The organism is Capillimicrobium parvum, assembly GCF_021172045.1.
In the GTDB taxonomy this organism is placed as follows: Bacteria; Actinomycetota; Thermoleophilia; order Solirubrobacterales; family Solirubrobacteraceae; genus Capillimicrobium; species Capillimicrobium parvum.
Map to the genome: position 1 here is coordinate 4,392,447 of NZ_CP087164.1, position 20,687 is coordinate 4,413,133.

A 20,687-nucleotide genomic window follows, 5' to 3' on the forward strand; every position below is an offset into this window, starting at 1 on the left:
GTGCAACCCGAAAACCCTGGAGGTCACATGGCTGTCCGCACGGACACACACGGCATCCTGTCCCAGGCTCGCAGCGAGCAGCGCGAGCAGATCGTCGAGATGCTCAAGAAGGCGTACTGGATGGAGATCGAGACGGTGATGAGCTACGTCGCCAACTCCGTCAACCCCGACGGCGTCCGCGCGCAGGAGATCATCGAGTCGCTGCGCGAGGACATCCAGGAGGAGCTCGGCCATGCGCAGCAGTTCGCGACGCGCATCAAGGAGCTCTACGGCGTGGTACCCGGCTCGCTGGAGTTCTCCGCCGAGCAGACGTACCTCCAGCCGCCCGACCACCAGACCGACATCGTGCACGTCATCAAGGGCGTGATCGAGGCCGAGTCCGGCGCGATCGACTTCTACAACCAGATCATCGAGGCCACCGACGACGGCGACCCGGTGACGAACGACATGGTCATCGCGATCCTCCGCGACGAGGAGGGCCACCGGCGGCTGTTCGAGGGCTTCCTGCGCGAGTACGAGGCCGAGGGCCGCGCCTGAGGCCGCGACCTACTCCGAGTCGGGCTGCGGGTCCGGCTCGGTGGGCACCGGCGAGGGCTCCGAGGGCGTCGAGGGCACCTCAGGCGGCGACGGCTCGACGGGCGTCACCGGCTCGGCGGGCACGGCCGGCGTGACCGGCTCGTCCGGCACCGCGGGGGTGACCGGCTCGGCCGGCTGGGGCACCTCGATCGGCGGGGCGGGGTTCGGGACTTCGGCGACGACCATTCCCGGGCCCTACCCGAGCGGCGAGTCGGCCAGTCCCTCGCGCAGGGCCACGATGGAGTCGTAGACCGCCACCGCGCCCGCCTCCCGCAGCTCCTGCTCGGAGAAGCCGCCGGTCAGCACGGCGATCGTGTCGACGCCCGCCCGGCGCGCCGCCTCCACGTCCCACGGCGTGTCGCCGACCATCACCGCCTCGTCGCCGTCGAGCTTGTCCAGCGCGGCGAGGACGAGGTCCGGCTCGGGCTTGGTCGCCTCGACGTCGGCGGAGGTCGTCCAGCTGTCGACCAGCTCCCGGGCGTCGAGCGCGTCGAGGTAGTGCTCGACCTCCTTGGCCTTCGCCGACGACGCCAGCACCACCTCGCGGCCGCGGCCCTTGAGGTCTGCGATGAGGTCGCGGGCGCCCTCCAGCGGCTCGGTCATCTCGATCATCGCGAGGTACAGAGCGCTCTCGGCGGCGCGGATGTCGTCGCCGCGCTCCTCGTCGACCTCCCGGCCGGCGAGCGCCTCGACGAGCTGGTCGCCGCCCATGCCGATGTGGCGGTGGATGCGCCACAGCGGCAGCAGGACCTCGTGCTGGCGGAACGCCTGGTACCAGGCGATCGTGTGCTCGTAGTTGGTGTCGACGAGCGTGCCGTCGATGTCGAGGATGGCCGCGGGGGCGCTCAATCTGATCGGTGTCCTTCGATTCGTCGGTAGAGGGCGTAGGCGAACCACAGCCACGAGAACGCCACGAAGACCAGCGCGGTGACGATCACGGCCGTGATCGCGCTGAACAGGAAGCTCGTGACGACCAGCACGGCGCCGGTCATCGCGAGCGCGAGCAGCGCCAGGCCGGCGATGGCGAACCGCGTCGCCACCCGGATGATCTTCTCCTTCTCGCCCTGGCGGAAGGTGATGCGGTGGTATGCGGTGGGGGCGATGAAGAACGCCGTCGCGAGCGCGGAGCACAGCAGCGTGCCGAGGTAGACGTCCTCCTGCCAGCGCTCCAGCTCGGAGAACCGCTGGTTGAACGCCGCGGCCAGGAGGAAGCCGAACAGGACCTGGACGCCGGGCATGGCGACGCGCAGCTCCTGCAGCAGCTCGCCGAGTTGGCGGTTGAGCTGCTCCTGCTCGTCCTCGGTCCGATCCGACGGCGTCGCCACGCCGCCGGTTCTACCCCTCCTCGCCCGCCGCTGATCGCAGCCGCGCCAGCGACTGGCGGATGATGCGGGAGATCTGCATCTGAGACACGCCGATGCGCTCGCCGATCTCGGCCTGGGTCAGATCCTCGACGAAGCGCAGGCGCAGGACCTCGCGGTCGCGCTCGCCGAGCGCCGTCATCAGGCGCTCGAGCGTGGCCCGGTCCTCGGCGTGGCCGAACCCCTGATCGGCGTGGCCGACCGCGTCGCCGACCGTGTCGCCGGCGTCGTCGTCGCCGCCGGGCCGCGGGGCGTCGATGCTCGTGGCCCGGTAGGCGCCGGCCGCCTCGAGCGCCTCGAGCACCTGCTCGTCGCTCGCGCCCACCATCTCCGCGATCTGAGACACCGACGGCGGCTGCTGCAGGTCGCGCGACAGCTCCGAGACCGCCCGGTCGACCTTCAGCGCGAGCTCCTGCAGGTCGCGGGGGACGCGGACGGCCCAGGTGCGGTCGCGGAAATGGCGCTTGATCTCGCCGAGGATCGTCGGGACCGCGTAGCTGGAGAAGGCCACCTCGCGCTCGGGGTCGAAGCGGTCGATCGCCTTCAGCAGCCCCAGCGACGCGACCTGGGCGAGGTCGTCGAACGGCTCGTCGGCCCGCTGGTAGCGGCGGGCGAGCTGGCGCGCGAGCGGCAGGAAGCGCTCGACGAGCGCGGTGCGGGCGGCGGCGTCGCCCGCGCGGCAGCGCACGAAGAGCACCCGGTCGTCTGCGGCACGGTCGCGTCCGGGGACGTGTGGTGAATGGGGAGTTCGCACGCGTGAGCCTCAGTGCTCTGACCGAGAGGATGCGCCGGGCTGCTGGGGCGCGCAAATGGGGAGACGGCGGGGGAATGGGCCGGCTCACATGACAGACTACCGGTCCACCGATCATGGATGACCGAACCGACACGCGGCTGCGCGTTCTCGCCGCCGACGAGGATCGCGAGGCGCTCGACCAGACCGCGCGGCTGCTCGGCGATCTCGGCCACGAGGTCACCGCGTGCGCGGTCAGCATCGGCGAGGCGGCGGCGCAGATCGCGGCGGACGACCCGGACCTGGCGGTCGTGGTGCTCCATGACGACGAGCAGCACGCGCTCGACCTCATCGACGAGATCTCCGAGTACGCGTCCGGGCCGGTGATCGCGCTGATGGACCGCGACGATCCGGAGTTCGTGACCGCCGCGGCGGAGCGGGGGCTCGACGCGGTCGCGCGGCCCGAGTCCGGCGATGCCGTTCAGAGCGCGATCGAGCTGGCGCTGCGACGCCATGCCGAGCGCCGGCAGCTCGCCGAGCAGGTCGACCAGCTCGAGTCGGCGCTCGAGCGGCGCGCGACGATCGAGCGCGCGAAGGGGATCCTGATGGAGCGCCACGGGATCGGTGAGCGCGAGGCGTTCGAGCGGCTGCGATCGCATGCGCGCTCCCACAACCAGACGGTCGTGTCGGTCGCCAACGCGGTGTCCGAGGGACACGAGCTGCTGCGCCGCGACGCGGGCTGAGCCCCGCACAAACACGAAACACCCGTTTCCGCTGCATGGGTGCCGAACTCGGGCGCGGCGTGCCGTGGGTTTCGACCAGGGGCGCCGCGGGGGACAACTTCACCAGGCACCCCCGCACGAATCCGGAGGAATCCCACATGATCGGTCTGCTCATCGCGATCGTCGTCGCGGCGCTCGTCTACTGGCTTTGTGTCGCACTCGGCCTTCCCGTCATCATCGGCATCGTCGCCGCGATCCTCGTCCTGATCGGCGGCGTGGGCACAGGCTTCGGCGGCGGCTGGGGCCGAAGCCGTACGGTGCGGTAGATCGGCGGCGTGGGCACCGGCTTCGGCGGCTGGAGCCGCGGCCGTACGGTGCGGTAGCGACGGCCGGGGCGGACCTCCCGCCCCGGCTTCTCAGGCGCTCGGCGGAGCCGACACCGGCGGCTCCGCCTCGAAGCGCAGCGTGAGCTCGCGCGGGTACGGGCAGAGGCTCTCGCGCGCCGGGCACGTCCCGCACAGGCTGGCGTGCGGGCGCTCCGTCAGCGGGTAGTCGCCTGCGGCGAGCGGAGCGGCGAGGCGCGCGATCCGGGCCGTGAGCCGCGGTACGTCGCCGGGGCCGTAGGCGGCGGCCGGCGCGGACCCCGGCGCCTCCAGGAACAGGTGCACCACCTCGACGCGAGGCGCCTCCGCGGACAACGCGGCGAGGGCGTACAGCGCGCGCTGGATCCCGTACTGCGCGTCGACGATCGCCTCGAGGTCCGCCCCGGCCTCCACGTGGTCGGTCTTCACGTCCACCACGAGCCAGGCGCCGTCGGCCTCGACGCCGAGCGCGTCGACGACGCCGACCATCAGCGGGCGCCCGGGGGCGTCGAGCTCGAAGGAGAACTCGTGCTCCCGGCGCACGCGGCGGGCAGCGGCCAGCCGCCTGCCGGTGGGGCTCGAGGCGAAGGCGGCGACCAGGTCCCGCACCGCGTCGACGTCGCGCTCGGCGACGGACGCCCCCTCGCGCGCGGCGAGCGCGCGGACCCGGTCGGCCGACGGAGCGCCGGCCTCCTCGAGCAGGGCGTGGACGATCACCCCGCGGACGCGGGCGTCGAGCCGCCCGCGCGCCGCCGGGTCCGCGGCGGGCGTCGCGCCGGGGGACCGCGCGGGCGCGGCCCAGGCGGCCACGCCGGGCGGCGCGGGCTGGTCGGGGAGCCCGAGGACCCGCTGCGCGTAGAAGCGGTAGCCGCAGCGCTCGTAGTCGGCGAGAGCGGTGTAGCTGAGCGCGCCGGCGGGCGGGGCGGCGGCGGGCGCCGGCGCCGGCGCCGGCGGTCGTTCGCCCCGCACTCCGGGCGGCGTGTGCTCGCCGGCGACGCGCTGCCCGCGGGCGCCCGCGGCGGCCCCGGCCCCAGGAAGGTCGCTCGCGGCCCCGGCGCCAGGAAGGTCGCTCCCGGCCCCGGCCCCGGCCCCGGGAAGGTCGCTCGCGGCCTCGGCCTCGGTCTCGGCCCCGGCCCCGGCCCCCGCCGCTTGCGGCGCGGCCCACTCGGCTCGCAGCGCCCGTCCCAGCACCGACGACGCGCTGATCGTCAGCGCGACGTCGAAGCCGTCGCGCCGGACGGTCGCGTGGGCGGCGTCCGCGTCGCCCTCGGCCACCGCCGCGAAGCGCTCCGGGAGATCCTCGACGAGCGCGGGGCCGAGCCATGTCAGCGGCGCGGCGCCGACGCCATTGGACCACCGCTCGACCGACCCGCTGAGCACCAGGCGGCGCTTGGCCCGGGTCAGCGCCACGTAGAGGATCCGCTCCTCCTCGGCCGCGTCGCGGGCGCGGCGCTCGGTCTCAAGCGCCGGGTAGTCGAGCGCCGGCGTGGCGCGCGCGCCGTCGAGGAGGTTCAGGCGCACCCCCACGCGTTCGCCGTCGACCAGCAGCACCGGCGGGGTGATCGGCGGGCGGCGGCCGAGGTCGGCGATCGCGACGACGGCGAACTCGAGCCCCTTCGCCGCGTGGACGGTCATCAGCCGCACCGCGTCGACGTCCGGGTCCTCCACGGGCGCCTCGGGCTCACGCTTCTGCGCCTGCTCGAGGGCCGTCGCGTGGTCGACGAAGCGGCGCAGGTCGCGCCCCTCGGCCGCCTCGAACCCGCGCGCCAGCCGCAGGAGCTTGTCGATGTTCGCCAGCCGCCGCGGGCCGCCGACCAGCCCGAGGACCCAGGTGTCGTAGCCCGCCTCGGCGATCGCGCGGTCGAGCACCTCGTCGAGCGCCAGGCGCGGCGCCGCCGCGCGCTGGGCGGCGAAGCGGGCGAGAAGGACGTCCAGCCGCTCGGCGTCGGCGGGCGGCAGCTCCGGCCGCCGGACCGGGCCGGGGCCGTCCGGCTCGCCCGAGGCCGGCGCCGGGTCGCGGGGCGCCTGCGCGCCGAGCACCGCCCACACGCTCGTCCGCTGCTCGCGCGCCGCGGCGCCGAGCAGCGCGATTGCGTCCGACGAGAGGCCACACAGCGGCGAGGCGAGGACCGTGAGCAGGGCGCGCTCGTCGAGCGGGTTGGCCAGGGCGGCGAGGTAGCCCATGAGGTCGACGACCTCCTGCCGCGTCCAGAAGCCGCGGCCGGCGCTCGCGAGGGTGGGCAGGCCGGCATCCGCGAGCGCGCGCTCGACGACCGGCATGGACGCCGCGGCGCGCACGAGCACCGCGATCTCGCCGGGCGCGGCCTCGCCCGAGTCGACGAGCTCGCGCAGGCGCTGCGCCAGCAGCCGCGCCTCGGCGCGGCGCCAGGCCGGCCCGGGCGGAAGGGTGTCGCCGAGATCGATCTCGTCGGCGTCCCAGCCGCGCGCGTCGGTAACGAGCAGGTCGACCGCCGGCGTGGTGGTCTCGGCCGCGGGTGCGAACGGCCGCAGCGGAGCGAAGGCCTCGCCGAAGCGGCCCGCGAACGCCGTGTTGACCGCGGCGAGGATCGCCGGCACGCTGCGGAAGCTCTCCTGCAGGCGCAGGGCCAGCCCGCGCTCGGACAGCGCGTCCCGGCGCTCCCGGAAGATCGCGACGTCGGCGTGACGGAACCCGTAGATCGACTGGAACTCGTCGCCGACGCAGAAGAGGTCGTCGTCCTCGAGGGCCTCGAGCACCTCGAGCTGGCGCCGGTTCGTGTCCTGGAACTCGTCGACCATCAGCAGCGCGAAGCGGTCGCGCCAGGCGGAGCGGATGGCCGGGCGCTCGCGCAGCAGGTCGCGGGCGCGCAGCTCTAGGTCGTCGAAGTCCAGCGCGCCGCGCGCTGCCTTGCGCTCGGCATACTCGGTGCCGTACGCGTCGAGGAGCTCGTCGAGCAGCTCGATGTGGCGGACCGCGTGGTGGTCGGCGCAGGCGCGCTCGTAGGCGTCGCGGGCCTCGACGTAGGCGTGGCACGCCTCGGTGTCGAGCGCCGCGGCGCGCCCGCAGGCGACGTCGAGCGCGGCGAACCGGCCCGGCCACGGGACGATGCCCGCCTCGACGTCCTCGAGGAAGCGGGCGCAGCGGTCGAGCGCCTCGCGCGCGTCGCCGACGAGCTTGGAGTCCCGCGCGCTCTCGAGCTCCACCGCGAGCGCGGTACGAGCCGCGGCCAGCGCGGTCCGCTCTGCATCCGGCGCCGGGCGCCGGGGCGGTCTCGGCAGCCTCGGGTGCGACGCGCCGCGGCTGCGCAGCTCGTCGTGGACCACGGGGATGGCGAAGGCCAGCGAGTCGGTCCGGTACGCGGCGACGAGGTCGAGCGCGTCGCGCGCGTGCGGCCCGGCGAGGAAGGCGCGCAACGCGGCGGCGAACGCCTCGTCGCGCAGGCGCGCGGCGCGGGGCTCGTCGAGGACGCTGAAGGCCGGATCGAGCCCGGCGGCGAGCGGGTGCGCTCGCAGGAGCCGCGCGCAGAAGCCGTGGATCGTCGAGACGAACGCGCCCTCCGTCGCCCGCGCGGCCGCGCGCGCCCCCGGCGTGGCGATCTCCTGAAGCGTCGACCGGATCCGCTCGCGCAGCTCGCCCGCCGCCTTGTCGGTGAAGGTGATCGCGAGGATCCGCGACGGGTCGACGCCGTCGTCGAGGACGGCGCGCACGAAGCGCTCGACGAGGACCGAGGTCTTGCCCGAGCCGGCGCTCGCCGACAGCAGGAGCGACCGCGAGCGCTCCCGGACCGCTGCCTCCTGGTCGGGGGTGAGGCGCCGGCGGGCTGGGTCGGTGGGCGGCGCGTCCGGCGGTGGCGGCGCGTCCCGCGGCGGCGAAGCGTCGGCCGGCTGCTCGGGATCGCGGCTCGGCGGGTCGTCGGGGCCGCCCAGCGCGTCGGGGTCGAACAGGGTCATCGCCGCGGTCACGGTCTCACGCCGCCTCGCACCGGCAGAGGCCGGGGTAGGAGCAGCCGTCGCGGCCGCAGTTGTCGGGACGCGGCTCGAGCGCGCCCGCACGGGCCTGCGCCGCCGCCGCGGTGGCCAGGTCGATCACGGTGTGCATGATCTGCTCGACCTCGCCGGCGGGGCGGCGGTCGCTGTTGACGACGTCCAGGTCCGGGTCGGCATCCTCGACGATCAGGCCGCGGCGGCGCCCGTCGGCGCCCGACAGCGGCTGGTAGAACGCGCCGGCCGGCTCGAGCCCGAGGAGCTCCGTCGCCGCGCGCAGGTAGATCGCCGCCTGGAAGCTGCCGTCGCGCTCCCACCGCCCGCCCTCGGTCGCTCGCCCGGTCTTGTAGTCGATCACCTGGGCCTGGCGGCCGGACGGGTCGACGTCGACGCGGTCGATGCGCCCCCGCAGCCGCAGCGGGCCGTCGGGCGCGGCGAGCTCGAGCGCGGGCACGCCCGCCGGGTCCTCGTCCTGGAAGCCGAAGCTCAGCTCGATGTGCGCCGGCTCGAAGATGCTGCCGTCGCGCGCGGCGGCGTCGAGGTAACGCTCGAGGTCGGCCTCCAGGCGTCGCGCGCCCGCGGCGAGCCGCTCGGGGTTCGGCGAGATCCGGATCCGCGCCGCGACCTCGCGCAGCGTCTCGCGCAGCAGCACGCGTGCCCGCCCGACCGTCTCCGGGCGCACCTTCGCCGATCCGGTCTCCTCGCGCAGCGCGACGAGCGTCCGCTCCAGCGTCTCGTGGGCGACCGAGCCGCGGCGCAGCGGCTCGGAGTCCGGCTCGAGCTCTTCGATGTCCAGGTAGCGCTCGACGAACCACTTCACCGGGCAGCGCGCCCACAGCTCCAGGGCCGAGGGCGACCACGCCGGGCGCTCGCGCAGGCCGCGCAGGACGGGCTCCGCGCTCAGCGCAGCGATGGGCGCCGGCCGCCGGGCGGGCCCGGCGGCCGCCTCGGCGCGCGCCGCCGCCCGGGCCGTCGGCGCCCCGCCGGGCCACGCGACCGCGCCGAGCGGGCGATGGCGGCGCGGCAGTTCGCCGAGGACGTCGCGCACGTCGTCGAGGAAGAAGGACGGGACCGCGGGATCGCCGTCGTCGTCGGCGGTGCGCGCGGCGAGCACGAGGCGCTCCTCCGGGCGCGAGACCGTGGCGTAGAACAAATAGCGCTCGACGTCGAGGGCGTCCTCGTGGCGCGCCAACAGGACGCCGGACGCAGTGGCGAGCTCCCGGCGCTCGGCATCCGCGAGAAACGGCTCGGGCGTCGCGGGCCGCGGGAACCCGCCCTCCTGCAGCCCGCAGAGCACGAGCGCGCGCACGCGGCGGGCGCGCAGCGCGAACGGATCGCACACGGTCACGAGGCCCGGTCCCGGCTCCTCGCCCCGCCAGGCGGCGACCCCGCCGAGCTGCGCGGCCAGATCGGCCGGCGCCGGCGCGAGCGGGGGCGCCTCGCGCGATAGCGCCGCCAGCTCATCGAGCGCCGCGCGGCCCGCCGCGACCGCCTGGGCCTCGGCGCGGCCACCACGATCCAGGACGCGGCCCGGCGCCGACGCGGCGACTCCGGCGAGCATGCCCGACAGCTCCTCGCCGAGCACCTCGCACAGCGCGCCCGCGTCCTCCTCGGCCGCCATCCGGACGCGCCGCAGCCCCGGCGGCTCGTCGTGCTCGGCGCACCAGACCGCCAGGGCGTCGGCGGCGGTCGCCAGGCCGCGGCGGCGCACCTGGAGCTCGAGTGCATCCGCCCGGTCGCGCTGCTCGAGCACGCCGGGAGCGCGCAGGTAGGCGACGAAGTCGGCCGCGGTGGCGTCGAGCGCCGCGCAGCGTAGGAGCGCCAGCACGCCCGCCCCGCACGCCGTGTGGGCGAGCGCCACGCGCCGGCGCAGCGCGAACGGCACGCCGAAGTCGGTGAGCACCCGCTCGAGCAGCGCGCCCATCTCGTCGAGCGAGCGCGCGACGACCGCGATCTCCTCGGCCCGGACGCCGCGGCGCAGGAGGTCGAGCACCTCCGCCGCGACGAGCTCGGCCTCGGCGCGCTCGCCGCCGGCCTGCAGGAGAACGACCGGGGCGGCCGCGGGGTCGGCGGCGGTGGGGTCCGCTCCGGGGACGCCCGGATCGGACGCGGTCGCGGCGGGCTCCTCGAACAGCCGCCGCTCGAGCGCATGCAGCGCCGACCGCGCCGCCGGCGCGTAGTAGCGGTCCTCCGGCTCCATCTCGAGGCGGCGGTCGGCGAGCGGCTCGAGCTCGGCGACGGTCCGCGCGCGCCCGGCGAACGCCGCGCGGCCCCGCTCGAACGTCAGCGACACCCAGACGTCGGCGCCGGCCCGCTTTCCGAGCGCGTCGACGGCGTCGAGCTCGAGCGGCGTCAGGTCGTCGAAGCCGTAGAAGAACACCGGCGTGGCCCCCCAGCGCGCCGGCCCGAGCCGGAGGGCGTCCAGCGCGCCGAGCGCCCACAGCTCGCGGTCGGGCCGGCCGAGCCGGTCGAGCATCGCGCGGTAAGCGCCGTACAGCCGGGCGATCTCCTCGCCGTAGGCGGCGCGGCCGCCGTCGCCGCCCGCCCAGGCCCGCAGCGCCCCCGCGAGCCGCGCCGGGTCCACCCGCGCCACCTCGAGCTCGGCGAAGAACCGCTGGGCGGCGTGGGCGAACCCGGGCGTCGCCGCCGACGCCGCCATGACCCGCAGATCGGCCCGCGCCACCACGGACGCCACGACGCGCTCGCGCGACACGTCTCCGAGCGGCCGCCCCGCGACCGCCACGCGCCGCGCGATCTCCCCGAGCAGACCGTCGAAGGTCAGGACCCGCGCGCCGATCACGAGCCCGTCCGCGGCGAGCTCGCGCCGGTAGCGCTCGACGTCCGCGGCCGTCGGCACGACGAGCAGGGAGTCGCGCTCCAGCGAGGCGCGCACGCCGCCGAGGACGGCACGGGCCTTGGCCGAGTTGGCGGGTCCGGTGAGGAGGGTCAGGGGCATCGGGGTCCCACACTGTGGCGCACGCACCCGACGCCATCGCACCCTCCGGACGTGCGGGCGCTGAGACCCGCTCCGCGGGCATGGACACCCACACGTCCACGGCCAGCGGGCGTCGTGCAGAGAGGGATCTCCCCGATGCGCGCGCCCCCGCCCCGGCGCGACGCTGCGCCGATGCGTCGCCTCCTCCCCGCCCTCGCGGCACTGACCATCGTCCCCGCGGCGGCGCCCGCCGCGGCCGCGCCCACCTCGCCCGCGCCCGCCAGGGCCTTCGCCGGCAAGACCGCCGCCGGGACGCCGATCACGCTCGACGTCACCGGCAAGCGCGCCGCGGTCAGGAGCTCGGTCGCCATGGCCTGCATCAAGACCGGCGGCTCCAGCGGCACGAAGGCCGGCATCGAGCTGTTCCAGCCCACCGGCGCCTTCGCGCTCACCGGCACCGACCAGAAGCTCAGCCAGCAGAACCCGAGCGCCGTCCTCGGCGGGCGCACCGTCACGATCAACTACCACGTCGAAGCCGTCCGCAAGGACCGCGCCATCTCCGGCAGGCTCTCGATGAACTACTCGACCTCGGACTACGACGTGTTCACGATGAGCAACACGATCACGGTCTGCGACGGCTCCGCCGCGTTCACGGCGCGCCGCCGCTAGTCATGCTCGAGGCCAAGGCCAAGGATCTCGCGCTCATCCGGCTGCGCGAGCAGGTGCCCCTGCGCGGCTGAGGCGGCCTACGCCGCCTCGGCGGGCTGCGACGCCGCCGCGGCGGCCTCGCCCTGCGGCGGCGCGGCCGTCTCCTCGTCGGGCGGCTTGGCGCCCTCCTTGGCCCACGGCTCGTCGAACTCGACGCGCCACTTGCCGTCGTCGGTCTGCTCGAGCGCCAGCCGTGCGCGGAACGCCCGGCCCGCCCGCGACCGGAACCCGGTCACCGGCTTGCTCGTGTAGCCGGCGCGGATGAGCTCGCGCACGACGGCGGGCGACAGCGTCTTGCCCGCCTTCGACTTCCAGATGACGAACCCGCAGCCCGGATCGTCGCGCGACCAGCACGAGTAGCCCTTGCGGTTCTCGATGATGTCGTGGCCGCAGACGGCGCACGGGCCCAGGTTGGCCCGCGGGATGCGCACGTCCTTGAGCGTGTCGTCGAGGACGCGCACCGTGGAGTCGGCGAACTTCGCGATGTCCGCCATGAACTTCTCGCGCGAGTCGCCGCCGTGCTCGATCTTGTCGAGGCGGTTCTCCCAGTCGCCGGTGAGGCTCGGCGACGTCAGCGGGTGCGCGCCGAGGAGGCGGATGACGTTGACGCCCTTCTCGGTGCACACGAGCGAACGGCCCTCGCGCTCGACGTAGCCCACGTCGATCAGGCGCTCGATGATCGACGCGCGGGTGGCCGGCGTGCCGATGCCCGAGTCCTTCATCGCCTCGCGCATCTCGTCGTCGTCGACGAGCTTGCCCGCGGTCTCCATCGCGCCCAGCAGCGACGCGTCGCTGTAGCGGCGCGGCGGCTTGGTCTCCTTCTCGGCGGCGGCGACCTCGCGGGTGTCGACGTCCTCGCCGCGCTCCAGGCGCGGCAGCTGCTGCTCGCGGCCCTCGTCGTCGTCGCCCTGCTCGCCCTCGGCCAGCTGGCCGTAGACGCCGCGCCAGCCCGGCACGATCAGGACCTTGCCGCGCGTGCGGAACACCTGCTCCGCGACGGTGGTCTCGACGCGCGTGTTCTCGAACACGGCCTCGGGATGGAAGACGGCGAGGAAGCGGCGCGCGACCAGGTCGTAGACCCGCCGGTCGTCCTCGCCCATCTTGTCGAGCTTGTGCTCTGCCCGGGTCGGGATGATCGCGTGGTGGTCGCCCACCTTGTCGTCGGCGACGACCCGCGCCAGCGGCAGCAGGTCCAGCCCGGTGACGTACGCGGCGCCGGCGCGGTAGTCGGGGTTGTGGCCCACGAGCTCCGCCGTCGGCTTGATCTCCGGGACCATGTCGCTCGTCAGGTAGCGCGAGCTCGTCCGCGGATAGGTGAGCGCCTTGTGCTCCTCGTACAGGCGCTGGGCGGCGCCGAGCGTGCGGCGGGCGGAGAAGCCGTACCGCGTGTTGGCCTCGCGCTGCAGCGACGTGAGGTCGTAGAGCAGCGGCGCCTTCTCGGTGCGCTTGGTCTTGTCGAGCTTGGTGATCGTGCCGCGCTGCCCGCGCACGGCGGCGACGACCGCTTCGGCCTCCTCGGCCGTGGCGATCCGCGGCTGGGCGCCGGCGTGGAAGCGCCCCTCGTAGACCCGCGCCCCGTCGGCCTCGAACGTCGCGTCGACAAGCCAGTAGGGCTCCGGCTTGAAGGCGGCGATCTCCTCCTCGCGGCGGGCGAGGATGGCGAGCGTCGGCGTCTGCACCCGGCCGAGCGACACCGCCCCGTCGAATGATGAGCGCAGGCGGATCGTCGCCGCCCGCGTGGCGTTCATGCCGACGATCCAGTCGGCCTCGGAGCGCGAGCGCGCGGCCTCCTCGAGGGTGCGCAGCTCCTCGGCGTCGCGCAGGTTCGAGAAGGCGTGCTCCATCGCCGACTTCGTCATCGAGGACAGCCAGAGCCGCTTGACCGGCTTCTTGGCGCCGGCCTTCTCGAAGAGGTAGGCAAAGATCAGCTCGCCCTCGCGCCCGGCGTCGCACGCGTTGATGACGAGGTCGACGTCGTCGCGCTTGAGCTGCTTGGAGACGACCGACATCTGCTTCTTGGAGCGCTCGTCGCGCACGACGAGCCTGAAGCGGTCGGGGACGATCGGCAGGTCGCCCATCTTCCACTTCTTGTACTTGGGGTCGTACTCGTCGGGCTCGGCGAGCTGCACGAGGTGGCCGACCGCCCACGTGATGATGTGCTCGGGACCTTCCAGGAAGCCCTCGTTCTTCGCGAAGGGCCCCGGGAGGACCCGCGCGACGTCGCGTCCCACGGACGGCTTCTCGGCGATGACCAGCGTCTTGCTCACGGACGGGGCACCATAGCGGCCCTCCGGCAGATCATCGCGTGCAGGGGCCGGTCGACACGGTTGCGCCGGCATTGCGCAACACGTCGCGCACCACCTGATTGGGGATCGCGTAGCCGCCGGGCCGGTCGGCGCCGACCGTGGACGCGAACACCGTCCCGATCACCCGGCCCTTCGCGTCCACCAGCGGCCCACCGGAGTTGCCGTGACGCACGCGCCCGCGCAGCGGCACGATCGAGCGGCGCACCGGCCCGCGCCCGTAGGCATCGTCGGCCAGCGTCTCGCGCGTCTCCCCCACGCGGACCGGCCGCACGTCGTACGGGCCGTTCTGCGGGAAGCCGAGCAGCGCGCCCCCGGTCCCGGCCGGCACGCTCGAGCGCAGGCGCAGCCGCGGTGCGGCCAGGCCCGGCACCCGCAGGATCGCGACGTCGTCATCGGTGTCGAAGGCGACCGCGCGCGCGTCGAGATGCGCTCCGGTGCCGCGCACCTGGACGGTCGTGTCGTCCTGGCCGGCGACCACGTGCGCGTTCGTCACCACGAGCCCGTCCGCCACCACCCACCCCGAGCCCTCGACGCCGAGCCCGCACGCGGTGCCGAGGATCCGCACAACCGACCCCGCGGCGCCGCGCACCTCCGGCACCCGCGCGATCGCCGCCCGGGGCGGCGGCACGTTGGCCTCGGGGCCGCGCAGCGCCGGCAGCGGGTCGATGCGGGCGAGCGCGTTGAGGATCGGCCCGGACGGCGGGAGCACGCTGTTGAGCGTGCGCAGCACGCTGGAGCGCTGGACCTCGCGGCGCAGCTTCGACTGGCCGGGCGTCTGCAACGCGACCGCGCCCGCGATCCAGGCCAGCGCGAGCGCGATCGCCGCGGTCAGCAGCGCGCCGAGCGCCCCGTCGACCGTCGTGAACCCGGGGATGCGCTGCGCCCCGCCGCGCACGCGGTAGGCGATGCCCGAGAAGCCGGCGGCGAACAGCACGCCGAGCGCCAGCGCGCCGACCAGCCCGAAGAGCGGCGCGTAGGGCGAGGAGGACCCGCCGCTCATCAGCAGCGGGGCGATGCGCGTGCCGACCACGGCGCCCAGCGCGAAGCCGGCGAGCGACAGCGCGCCGACGACGAAGCCGCGGCCGTAGCCGGCGATCGCTCCGAGGATGGCGATCACGACGATGATCCAGTCGAGGCGGGTCATGCGGTGTCGGTCTCATGATCTACCGTTCGTCATCTGTGAGCGGGCACAGGGAGCGGCAGGGAGGGCTGCGATGGCGACGGGTCGCACCGATCGTGGCGGCAGCCGTGCTCGCGTTCGCGGCCGGCGCCGTGCTCGGCGGCCGTCACGTGCCGTCCTCGGAGCGCCTCGCCGAGCGCTTCGCGGCGGCCTGGCAGCGCGGAGACCTCGCCGCCATGTACGCGCTCACCGACGCCCGGGCGGCCGGTCGCACGCTGCGGTCGTTCGCGCGGGCATATCGCGATGCCGAGGTCACGGCGACCGGCATCCAGGTCCGCTTCGGCGACGCGCAGGACGGCGGCGGCAACGTCTTCACCTTGCCCGCCGCCGTCGCCACGCGCGCCTTCGGCACCGTGCGCACCGAGCTGCGCGTCCCGGTCACGGAGATCGAGGGCGAGCCGCGCGTGGCCTGGAGCACCACGCTCGTGTTCCCCGGGCTGCACGAGGGCGAGCGGCTGCACCGACGCACCGGCCTGCCCGCCCGGGCCCCGCTCCTGGCCCGCGACCGCACCCCGATGGCCCGTGGCGCCGACGACGACGCCCAGGCCGTCTCGACGGCGGCGGCGTCGATCGTCGGCCAGCTCGGGCCGATTCCCGCCGACCGCGCCGAGGCGCTGCGCGCCGAGGGCGTGCCCGCCGACGCGCAGGTCGGCATCTCCGGCCTCGAGCGCATCCTCGACGACGAGCTGCGCGGCGAGCCCGGCGGCGTCCTGCTCGCGGGGTCGCGCACGCTGGCCAGCCGGCCGCCGAAGGCCGCGGCCGCGGTGCGCTCGACGATCTCGCTGAAGGTCCAGCAGGCGGCCCTCGACGCGCTGGCCGGGCGGCTCGGCGGCGTCGTCGCGATGCGGCCGCACGGCGGCGAGGTGCTGGCCGCCGCCGGCATCCCGCTCTCGGGCCTGCAGCCCCCGGGTTCGACGTTCAAGATCATCACGGTCACCGCCGGGCTCGAGGCGAAGGTAACGAGCCCCCGGAAGGCCTATCCCGTCCAGACCGAGGCAACGCTCGAGGGCGTGCCGCTCGAGAACGCCAACGGCGAGTCGTGCGGCGGGACCCTCGTGCAGTCCTTCGCGCACTCCTGCAACTCGGTCTTCGCGCCGCTCGGCGCCGAGCTGGGCGCGGAGCGGCTCGTCGACGCGGCGAAGCGCTTCGGCTTCGACGAGGCGGTCGGCATCCCCGGCGCAGCGACGCCGACCATCCCCCCGGCCGACGAGATCGGCGACGACCTCGCCGTCGGCTCGTCGGCGATCGGCCAGGGCAGGGTCCAGGCGACCGCGCTCGCGATGGCCGGCGTGGCGGCGACGATCGCGCTCGACGGCCGGCGGCCCCGGCCGACGTTCCTCTACGGCGAGCGCCGCGGGACGGTGCGCGCCACGAGCCCGCGGGTCGCCCACCAGGTGCAGCGCATGATGGAGGCGGTCGTCGTCTACGGCACCGGCGTCTCCGCGGCGATCCCGGGCGTGAAGGTGGCGGGCAAGACCGGCACAGCGGAGCTCGAGGACACGCGCAAGGCCCCGGCGGAGGAGACCGCTCCGTCGCCGGCGACGCCCACCACCACCGTGCCCGAGCCGCCGAACACGGACGCCTGGTTCGTCGGCTACGCGCCCGCCGGCAAGGCCAGGCGGCCGCGGGTGGCGGTCGGCGTCCTGCTCGTGCGGGCCGGCGCGGGCGGCGGCGTCGCGGCGCCCGTCGCCCGGCAGGTCATCTCCGCGGCGCTGTAGCCGCCGGGCGCTAGACGTCGAGGTTGACCGACGCCACCGCGGGCTCCTGGCCCCTGGGCGCGCGGATCACGAGATCGAGCGGACGGTTGTTGAACGTGTCGTACTTGACCTTGAACAGCACCATCGAGCCCTGGACCGACGGGTTGTTCGATGCGGCGGTGTCGAGCTCGGGCAGCTGCTCGCCGCTCGGCACGTCGCCGGCCCGGTAGGCGAAGACGTTGTCCGGGCCGATCGGGACCGGGTGGTAGACGGTGCCCTGCGAGTCGACGATCGAGAAGTTGTTCGCGGCCGGGGCGACCTGCTCGCCCTCGTTCCAGGCCTTGACGAAGACCGCGAACCACGCCTCGTCCGGAGCGAGCTGGTCCTGCCCGAAGGGCAGGTCGATCAGGTAGCCGTGGTCCTCGGGGTCGTTCGGGTTGAGCTGGCGCGAGATCTGGACCTGGTAGACGAGCTGGCCGACGTCGACGTAGGTGCCCTCGGTGTCGCCATGGGTCGTGATCTTCTCCTTGTTGCCGCACGCGGCGAGGGGCAGCGCGAAGAGCGCGAGGGCGGCGAGGAGGATTGCGCGTCGAAGCTTCATGCGGCCGGGAACATTAGTTGACGGACCGGCCTCAGCGTCCTGCGATGGTGGCCCGCGCGCCGCGGCCCTCGTCGTCTTCGAGGATCGAGCGCAGCCGCCGCAGCGCACGGCTGGACTTGCGCTTGATCCACCCGCGGAAGCCGACCTTCTCCATGAGCGCGTCGGAGAGCTTGCCCGGCTTGGTCTCGAGCATGTAGGTGACCCTCGTCGTGCCGCCGGAGCCCTGCTCGAGCTCATAGACGGCGCGCAGGCGGGTGCGGTTGTACTTGCCGCCGCGGCCCGCCTCGACGATCCGGCGGGGCGCCTCGACCTCGATCAGCGTGATGTCGGCCCAGTTGAAGCGGTTCAGCGGCGCCTTGAAGCGGAACCGCGCGCCGGCGCCGCGCCCGACGGTCTGCTCCCGGGTCAGCCGCCAGTCGACCAGGTAGTGGTCGGTGTACTCCGGGCGGTTGGCGACGTCGAGGAGGTACGCGAAGACCTCCTCGCGCGGCCGGTCGATCGTCGTGGTGACGGTGACGGGATCCATTCGGCGGCGCAGTTTACGCCGCGAGGCGGCGAGCCGGCCGCGAGGCGCGTCCGGGGCGCCGGGTCACACCACGCGCACGGCGTGGCCGTGCTCGGAGTGGCGCACGATCTCCTCACGTGCGTCCTCGACGCGCCGCAGCGGCCGGCACAGCTCGCAGACGAGCCGGCCGTCGGCGAGCCGGTGCACGCGCTCGCCGACCAGCGGGGTGCGCTTGCAGTGCCGGCATGTGTCCCGCTCGTCGCTGAGCGCCCCGACGCTCTTGCGGATGTAGTGCTCGCCGAGCTCCGTCCGTGACCGCCGCATGGGTCCGGGGTTCGGCGCTCGGACGGTGCCTCCTGCCCCGCCGTTTCCTCGTCCAATGTGGCGGGTACCGCGACGATGTCTTCGCCATTGCGTCCATCGGATCGGAGCACTTGCCTTCCGGCCAGACTGCGTTACGATCGTGACCATCACCCCGAGGAGAGGCGGGAAGATGATCGACTCGATGATGACCGGCACGCTCGCCGGCACAGGATCCTTTCGCTGTGACGGCTGTGGCTACGTCGTCACCCTGACGGGCGACGACGCGCTGCCCGACTGCCCCGGCTGCGGCGGACGGCGCTTCCAGCGCGCATCGCTGTTCGGGATCGCGGGGCCGGGGCGGTTCACCCGCGAGCATGCGGCTCAGGACGAGCCGGAGGACCGCGCCGAGTGGCTGGCGCGGGCGCGTGAGTGCGCTGGCAGCCCCGGCCAGTACCTGGCCGTGCAGGACGGCGAGGACATCCGGATCGTCGCGCTCACGCGCGAATGGACGCGGATCGGCAGGTCGCTCGCGGCCGACGTGCGCTTCGACGACCCCACGGTCAGCCGCCGCCACGCCCTGCTCGTGCGCCAGCCCGACGGCGTGCGCGTCCTCGACGACCGCAGCCTCAACGGCGTGTTCGTCAACGGCGAGCGCGTCGACTGGCACATGATCCGCGACGGCGACGAGATCGTGGTCGGGCGCTACCGCCTGAGCTACCTGCAGATCGCGCCGGCGCCGGCGGCGACCGCCGCGGCGGAGGCCGAGGCCTGAGGTCCGGCCCGGCGGGCCGTGCCGGGCCGCCGCCCGGAGCGCGCGGGCGGTAACCTCCGCGCGCTCCGATGGCCGAGACGATCGCTGTTCTCTCACAGAAGGGTGGGACCGGCAAGACGACGTCGGTCCGCACCCTCACCGACATCCTGCGGCGCTGCGGCCTGCAGGTCCTCGCCATCGACCTGGACCCCCAGGGCAACCTGTCGGACTACTTCGACGTCGACCCCGAGGCGGACCCCACGATCGCCGACGTGCTGGCCGGGCGCGCCGCCCTGGCCGACGCGATCCACGACGACGTCGTCCCCGCGAACCTGCCGCTCGCCGAGGCCGAGCTGGCGCTCGCCGGCAAGATGGGCCGCGAGCTGACCCTCAAGCGGGCGCTCAAGGACGTCAAGCGCCGCTACGACGTGATCTTCATCGACTGCCCGCCCGCGCTCGGCCTGCTCACGGTCAACGGGCTCGTCGCCGCCGATCACACGCTGATCAGCGCCGAGGCCCAGCACTTCGCGCTGCAGGGCGTCGTCCAGGTGCTCGACATGGTCGAGGTGGCGCGCGACCTGCACAACGAGAGCCTCAACTGGCTCGGCGTCGTGCTGAACATCGCCGACATGCGGACCGTCCACTCGCGCGAGACCTACGCCGCGCTCAAGCAGGAGTACGGCGACAAGGTGCTCGACACGACCATCCGTCCGTCGATCGCCTACGCGGAGTCCGCCGAGCGCGGCGTCTCGATCCTCGACTACCGGCCGGACCTGGGCGCGGACTATCTCGCGCTCGCCGACGAGCTGCTCGAGCGGCTGGGGATGGACGAGCCGCGACGCAAGCTCAAGGGGCTGCGCGCGGCGTAGGGGCGGAGCCGGCCGCCGGGGCGCTGCTCGGCTCCTGCGCTGGCCGCGGGTCGGGCCGTCGCGGACGGCTCGACGACGGGGAACGGGTGGGCTGCGCAGCGTGCGGGCGGGTTCGGCCGGAGTGGCTCCTGCGTGCGAGTGCGGGCCGGCCCTCGGTCGATCCTGTCGCGTTCACGGCGCGGGACGCCGTCGATGCGACGCGACCGGACCGCGCTGCGCGGGGCGGCGCTGCGCTACGCGGCGCGGCGCGGCGCGGCCTACAGCTCGCGCACGTCCGCGCCCGCCGGCTCGAACGCCGCCCGCTGCACCGTCGCCCAGCCGGCCGACCACTCCCGCAGAGCCCCGAACACCGCACCGGTCTGCTCCACGTGCGTCCAGACGAGCACGGTCGGCCCCGCTCCCGAGATCGACGCACCGACGGCGCCGAGCGAGCGCGCGGCGGCCACGAGCTCCATCGAGCGCGGGTACAGGTGCGCCCGCCGCGGCTGGTGCAGCCGGTCCGCGAGACCCCGCCCGACCAGCTCGAGGTCGCCCTGAACGAGGCCGAGCACCAGCAGCGCCCCGTGGGCCACGTTGAAGACGGCGTCGGCCATCGGCACCGCCTCGGGCAGCGCCGCCCGCGCCTCCTCGGTCCGCACCGGGTCGCCGGGCACGACGATGATCGCCTCCAGCGCCGGCGGCGGATCGAAGCGCACGGCCGCGCCGTCGGCGCAAATCACGAACCCGCCGTGCAGCGCCGCGGCGACGTTGTCCGGATGGCCCTCGATCTCGCTCGCCAGCGCCAGCACGTCCGCGTCGAGCTCGTAGAGATGGTCGGCGGCCAGCAGCCCCGCCACCACGGCGGCCGCGCTGGACCCCATGCCGCCCGACATCGGGATCGTCGAGCGCACGCGGAACGTCAGCCCGTCGGCGGGATGCAGCCACTCGAACGCCCGCACGAGCAGGTTGGACCGGTCGCGCGGCACGTCCAGCTCGGTCTCGACCGCGAACGTCCCCGTCTCCTCCACCTCGAGCTCGAGATGGAACCCCAGCGCGGCGGCGAACGCGTCGAAGCCCGGCCCGAGGTTGGCGCTCGAGGCGGGGACGCGGATGACCCGGCGGCGATGCACGCGCGACCC

Annotated in this window: 19 protein-coding genes; 7 read left to right on the forward strand and 12 right to left on the reverse strand. The window is 74.7% G+C overall.

The window, feature by feature from the left end; translation table 11 throughout:
- Positions 1-27 precede the first annotated feature (27 nt).
- Entirely contained in the window at positions 28-537 is a 510-nt protein-coding gene (locus DSM104329_RS21350; RefSeq protein WP_259311875.1) for a ferritin-like domain-containing protein, read from the forward strand.
- A gap of 9 nt (positions 538-546) precedes the next feature.
- Here DSM104329_RS21350 and DSM104329_RS21355 read toward each other — a convergent pair whose 3' ends face one another.
- From DSM104329_RS21355 to DSM104329_RS21370, 4 genes are read right to left on the reverse strand one after another with little or no spacing between them, the layout of a single operon-like run.
- The gene (locus tag DSM104329_RS21355) at positions 547-762 is read right to left on the reverse strand and encodes a hypothetical protein (protein WP_259311876.1); all 216 of its coding nucleotides are present in this window, start codon (positions 760-762) and stop codon (positions 547-549) included.
- Positions 763-771: 9 nt separating this feature from the next.
- Entirely contained in the window at positions 772-1,425 is a 654-nt protein-coding gene (locus DSM104329_RS21360; RefSeq protein WP_259311877.1) for an HAD family hydrolase, read from the reverse strand.
- Positions 1,422-1,901, reverse strand: coding sequence for a DUF6328 family protein (locus DSM104329_RS21365; RefSeq protein WP_259311878.1), 480 nt, complete (start codon positions 1,899-1,901; stop codon positions 1,422-1,424). The genes DSM104329_RS21360 and DSM104329_RS21365 overlap by 4 nt, the downstream gene beginning before the upstream one ends.
- A gap of 10 nt (positions 1,902-1,911) precedes the next feature.
- The gene (locus DSM104329_RS21370) at positions 1,912-2,634 is read right to left on the reverse strand and encodes a SigB/SigF/SigG family RNA polymerase sigma factor (RefSeq protein ID WP_259311879.1); all 723 of its coding nucleotides are present in this window, start codon (positions 2,632-2,634) and stop codon (positions 1,912-1,914) included.
- Between the two features lie 170 nt (positions 2,635-2,804).
- Between DSM104329_RS21370 and DSM104329_RS21375 the strand changes: the two genes are divergently transcribed.
- Positions 2,805-3,410: an ANTAR domain-containing response regulator gene (locus DSM104329_RS21375; RefSeq protein WP_259311880.1), complete on the forward strand. Its 606-nt coding sequence runs from the start codon at positions 2,805-2,807 to the stop codon at positions 3,408-3,410.
- Positions 3,411-3,445: 35 nt separating this feature from the next.
- Positions 3,446-3,715, forward strand: coding sequence for a hypothetical protein (locus DSM104329_RS21380; RefSeq protein WP_259311881.1), 270 nt, complete (start codon positions 3,446-3,448; stop codon positions 3,713-3,715).
- A 90-nt stretch (positions 3,716-3,805) separates the two neighbouring features.
- Here DSM104329_RS21380 and DSM104329_RS21385 read toward each other — a convergent pair whose 3' ends face one another.
- Together DSM104329_RS21385 and DSM104329_RS21390 are read right to left on the reverse strand one after the other, a co-directional pair.
- Positions 3,806-7,681, reverse strand: a complete 3,876-nt coding sequence (locus DSM104329_RS21385) for a UvrD-helicase domain-containing protein (protein ID WP_259311882.1) — start codon at positions 7,679-7,681, stop codon at positions 3,806-3,808.
- Between the two features lie 16 nt (positions 7,682-7,697).
- Positions 7,698-10,670, reverse strand: a complete 2,973-nt coding sequence (locus DSM104329_RS21390; RefSeq protein WP_259311883.1) for a PD-(D/E)XK nuclease family protein — start codon at positions 10,668-10,670, stop codon at positions 7,698-7,700.
- A gap of 171 nt (positions 10,671-10,841) precedes the next feature.
- Between DSM104329_RS21390 and DSM104329_RS21395 the strand changes: the two genes are divergently transcribed.
- Positions 10,842-11,318 (forward strand): hypothetical protein, encoded by a 477-nt coding sequence (locus tag DSM104329_RS21395; protein WP_259311884.1) that lies wholly within the window; start codon positions 10,842-10,844, stop codon positions 11,316-11,318.
- 77 nt (positions 11,319-11,395) lie between these two features.
- On the opposite strand, the gene DSM104329_RS21400 is transcribed toward DSM104329_RS21395, so the two are convergent.
- On the reverse strand, positions 11,396-13,624 hold the full coding sequence (locus tag DSM104329_RS21400) for a DNA topoisomerase 3 (RefSeq protein ID WP_259311885.1): 2,229 nt from the start codon (positions 13,622-13,624) through the stop codon (positions 11,396-11,398).
- Between the two features lie 31 nt (positions 13,625-13,655).
- Positions 13,656-14,807 (reverse strand): MarP family serine protease, encoded by a 1,152-nt coding sequence (locus DSM104329_RS21405; RefSeq protein WP_259311886.1) that lies wholly within the window; start codon positions 14,805-14,807, stop codon positions 13,656-13,658.
- Between the two features lie 104 nt (positions 14,808-14,911).
- Between DSM104329_RS21405 and DSM104329_RS21410 the strand changes: the two genes are divergently transcribed.
- Positions 14,912-16,561: a penicillin-binding transpeptidase domain-containing protein gene (locus DSM104329_RS21410; protein ID WP_259311887.1), complete on the forward strand. Its 1,650-nt coding sequence runs from the start codon at positions 14,912-14,914 to the stop codon at positions 16,559-16,561.
- Positions 16,562-16,571: 10 nt separating this feature from the next.
- Here DSM104329_RS21410 and DSM104329_RS21415 read toward each other — a convergent pair whose 3' ends face one another.
- From DSM104329_RS21415 to DSM104329_RS21425, 3 genes are all read right to left on the reverse strand, one after another.
- Positions 16,572-17,141: a hypothetical protein gene (locus tag DSM104329_RS21415; RefSeq protein WP_259311888.1), complete on the reverse strand. Its 570-nt coding sequence runs from the start codon at positions 17,139-17,141 to the stop codon at positions 16,572-16,574.
- A gap of 31 nt (positions 17,142-17,172) precedes the next feature.
- Complete coding sequence (locus DSM104329_RS21420) at positions 17,173-17,667, reverse strand: SRPBCC family protein (protein ID WP_259311889.1); 495 nt, start codon at positions 17,665-17,667, stop codon at positions 17,173-17,175.
- A 63-nt stretch (positions 17,668-17,730) separates the two neighbouring features.
- Positions 17,731-17,970 carry a hypothetical protein gene (locus DSM104329_RS21425; RefSeq protein ID WP_259311890.1) on the reverse strand — a complete coding sequence of 80 codons (240 nt, stop codon included), beginning with the start codon at positions 17,968-17,970 and terminating at the stop codon, positions 17,731-17,733.
- 169 nt (positions 17,971-18,139) lie between these two features.
- Between DSM104329_RS21425 and DSM104329_RS21430 the strand changes: the two genes are divergently transcribed.
- Both DSM104329_RS21430 and DSM104329_RS21435 read left to right on the forward strand, forming a co-directional pair.
- Positions 18,140-18,721: an FHA domain-containing protein gene (locus DSM104329_RS21430; protein WP_259311891.1), complete on the forward strand. Its 582-nt coding sequence runs from the start codon at positions 18,140-18,142 to the stop codon at positions 18,719-18,721.
- Positions 18,722-18,789: 68 nt separating this feature from the next.
- The gene (locus DSM104329_RS21435; RefSeq protein ID WP_259311892.1) at positions 18,790-19,569 is read left to right on the forward strand and encodes a ParA family protein; all 780 of its coding nucleotides are present in this window, start codon (positions 18,790-18,792) and stop codon (positions 19,567-19,569) included.
- 257 nt (positions 19,570-19,826) lie between these two features.
- On the opposite strand, the gene thrB is transcribed toward DSM104329_RS21435, so the two are convergent.
- Entirely contained in the window at positions 19,827-20,678 is an 852-nt protein-coding gene (gene thrB, locus DSM104329_RS21440) for a homoserine kinase (protein WP_259311893.1), read from the reverse strand.
- Positions 20,679-20,687 lie beyond the last annotated feature (9 nt).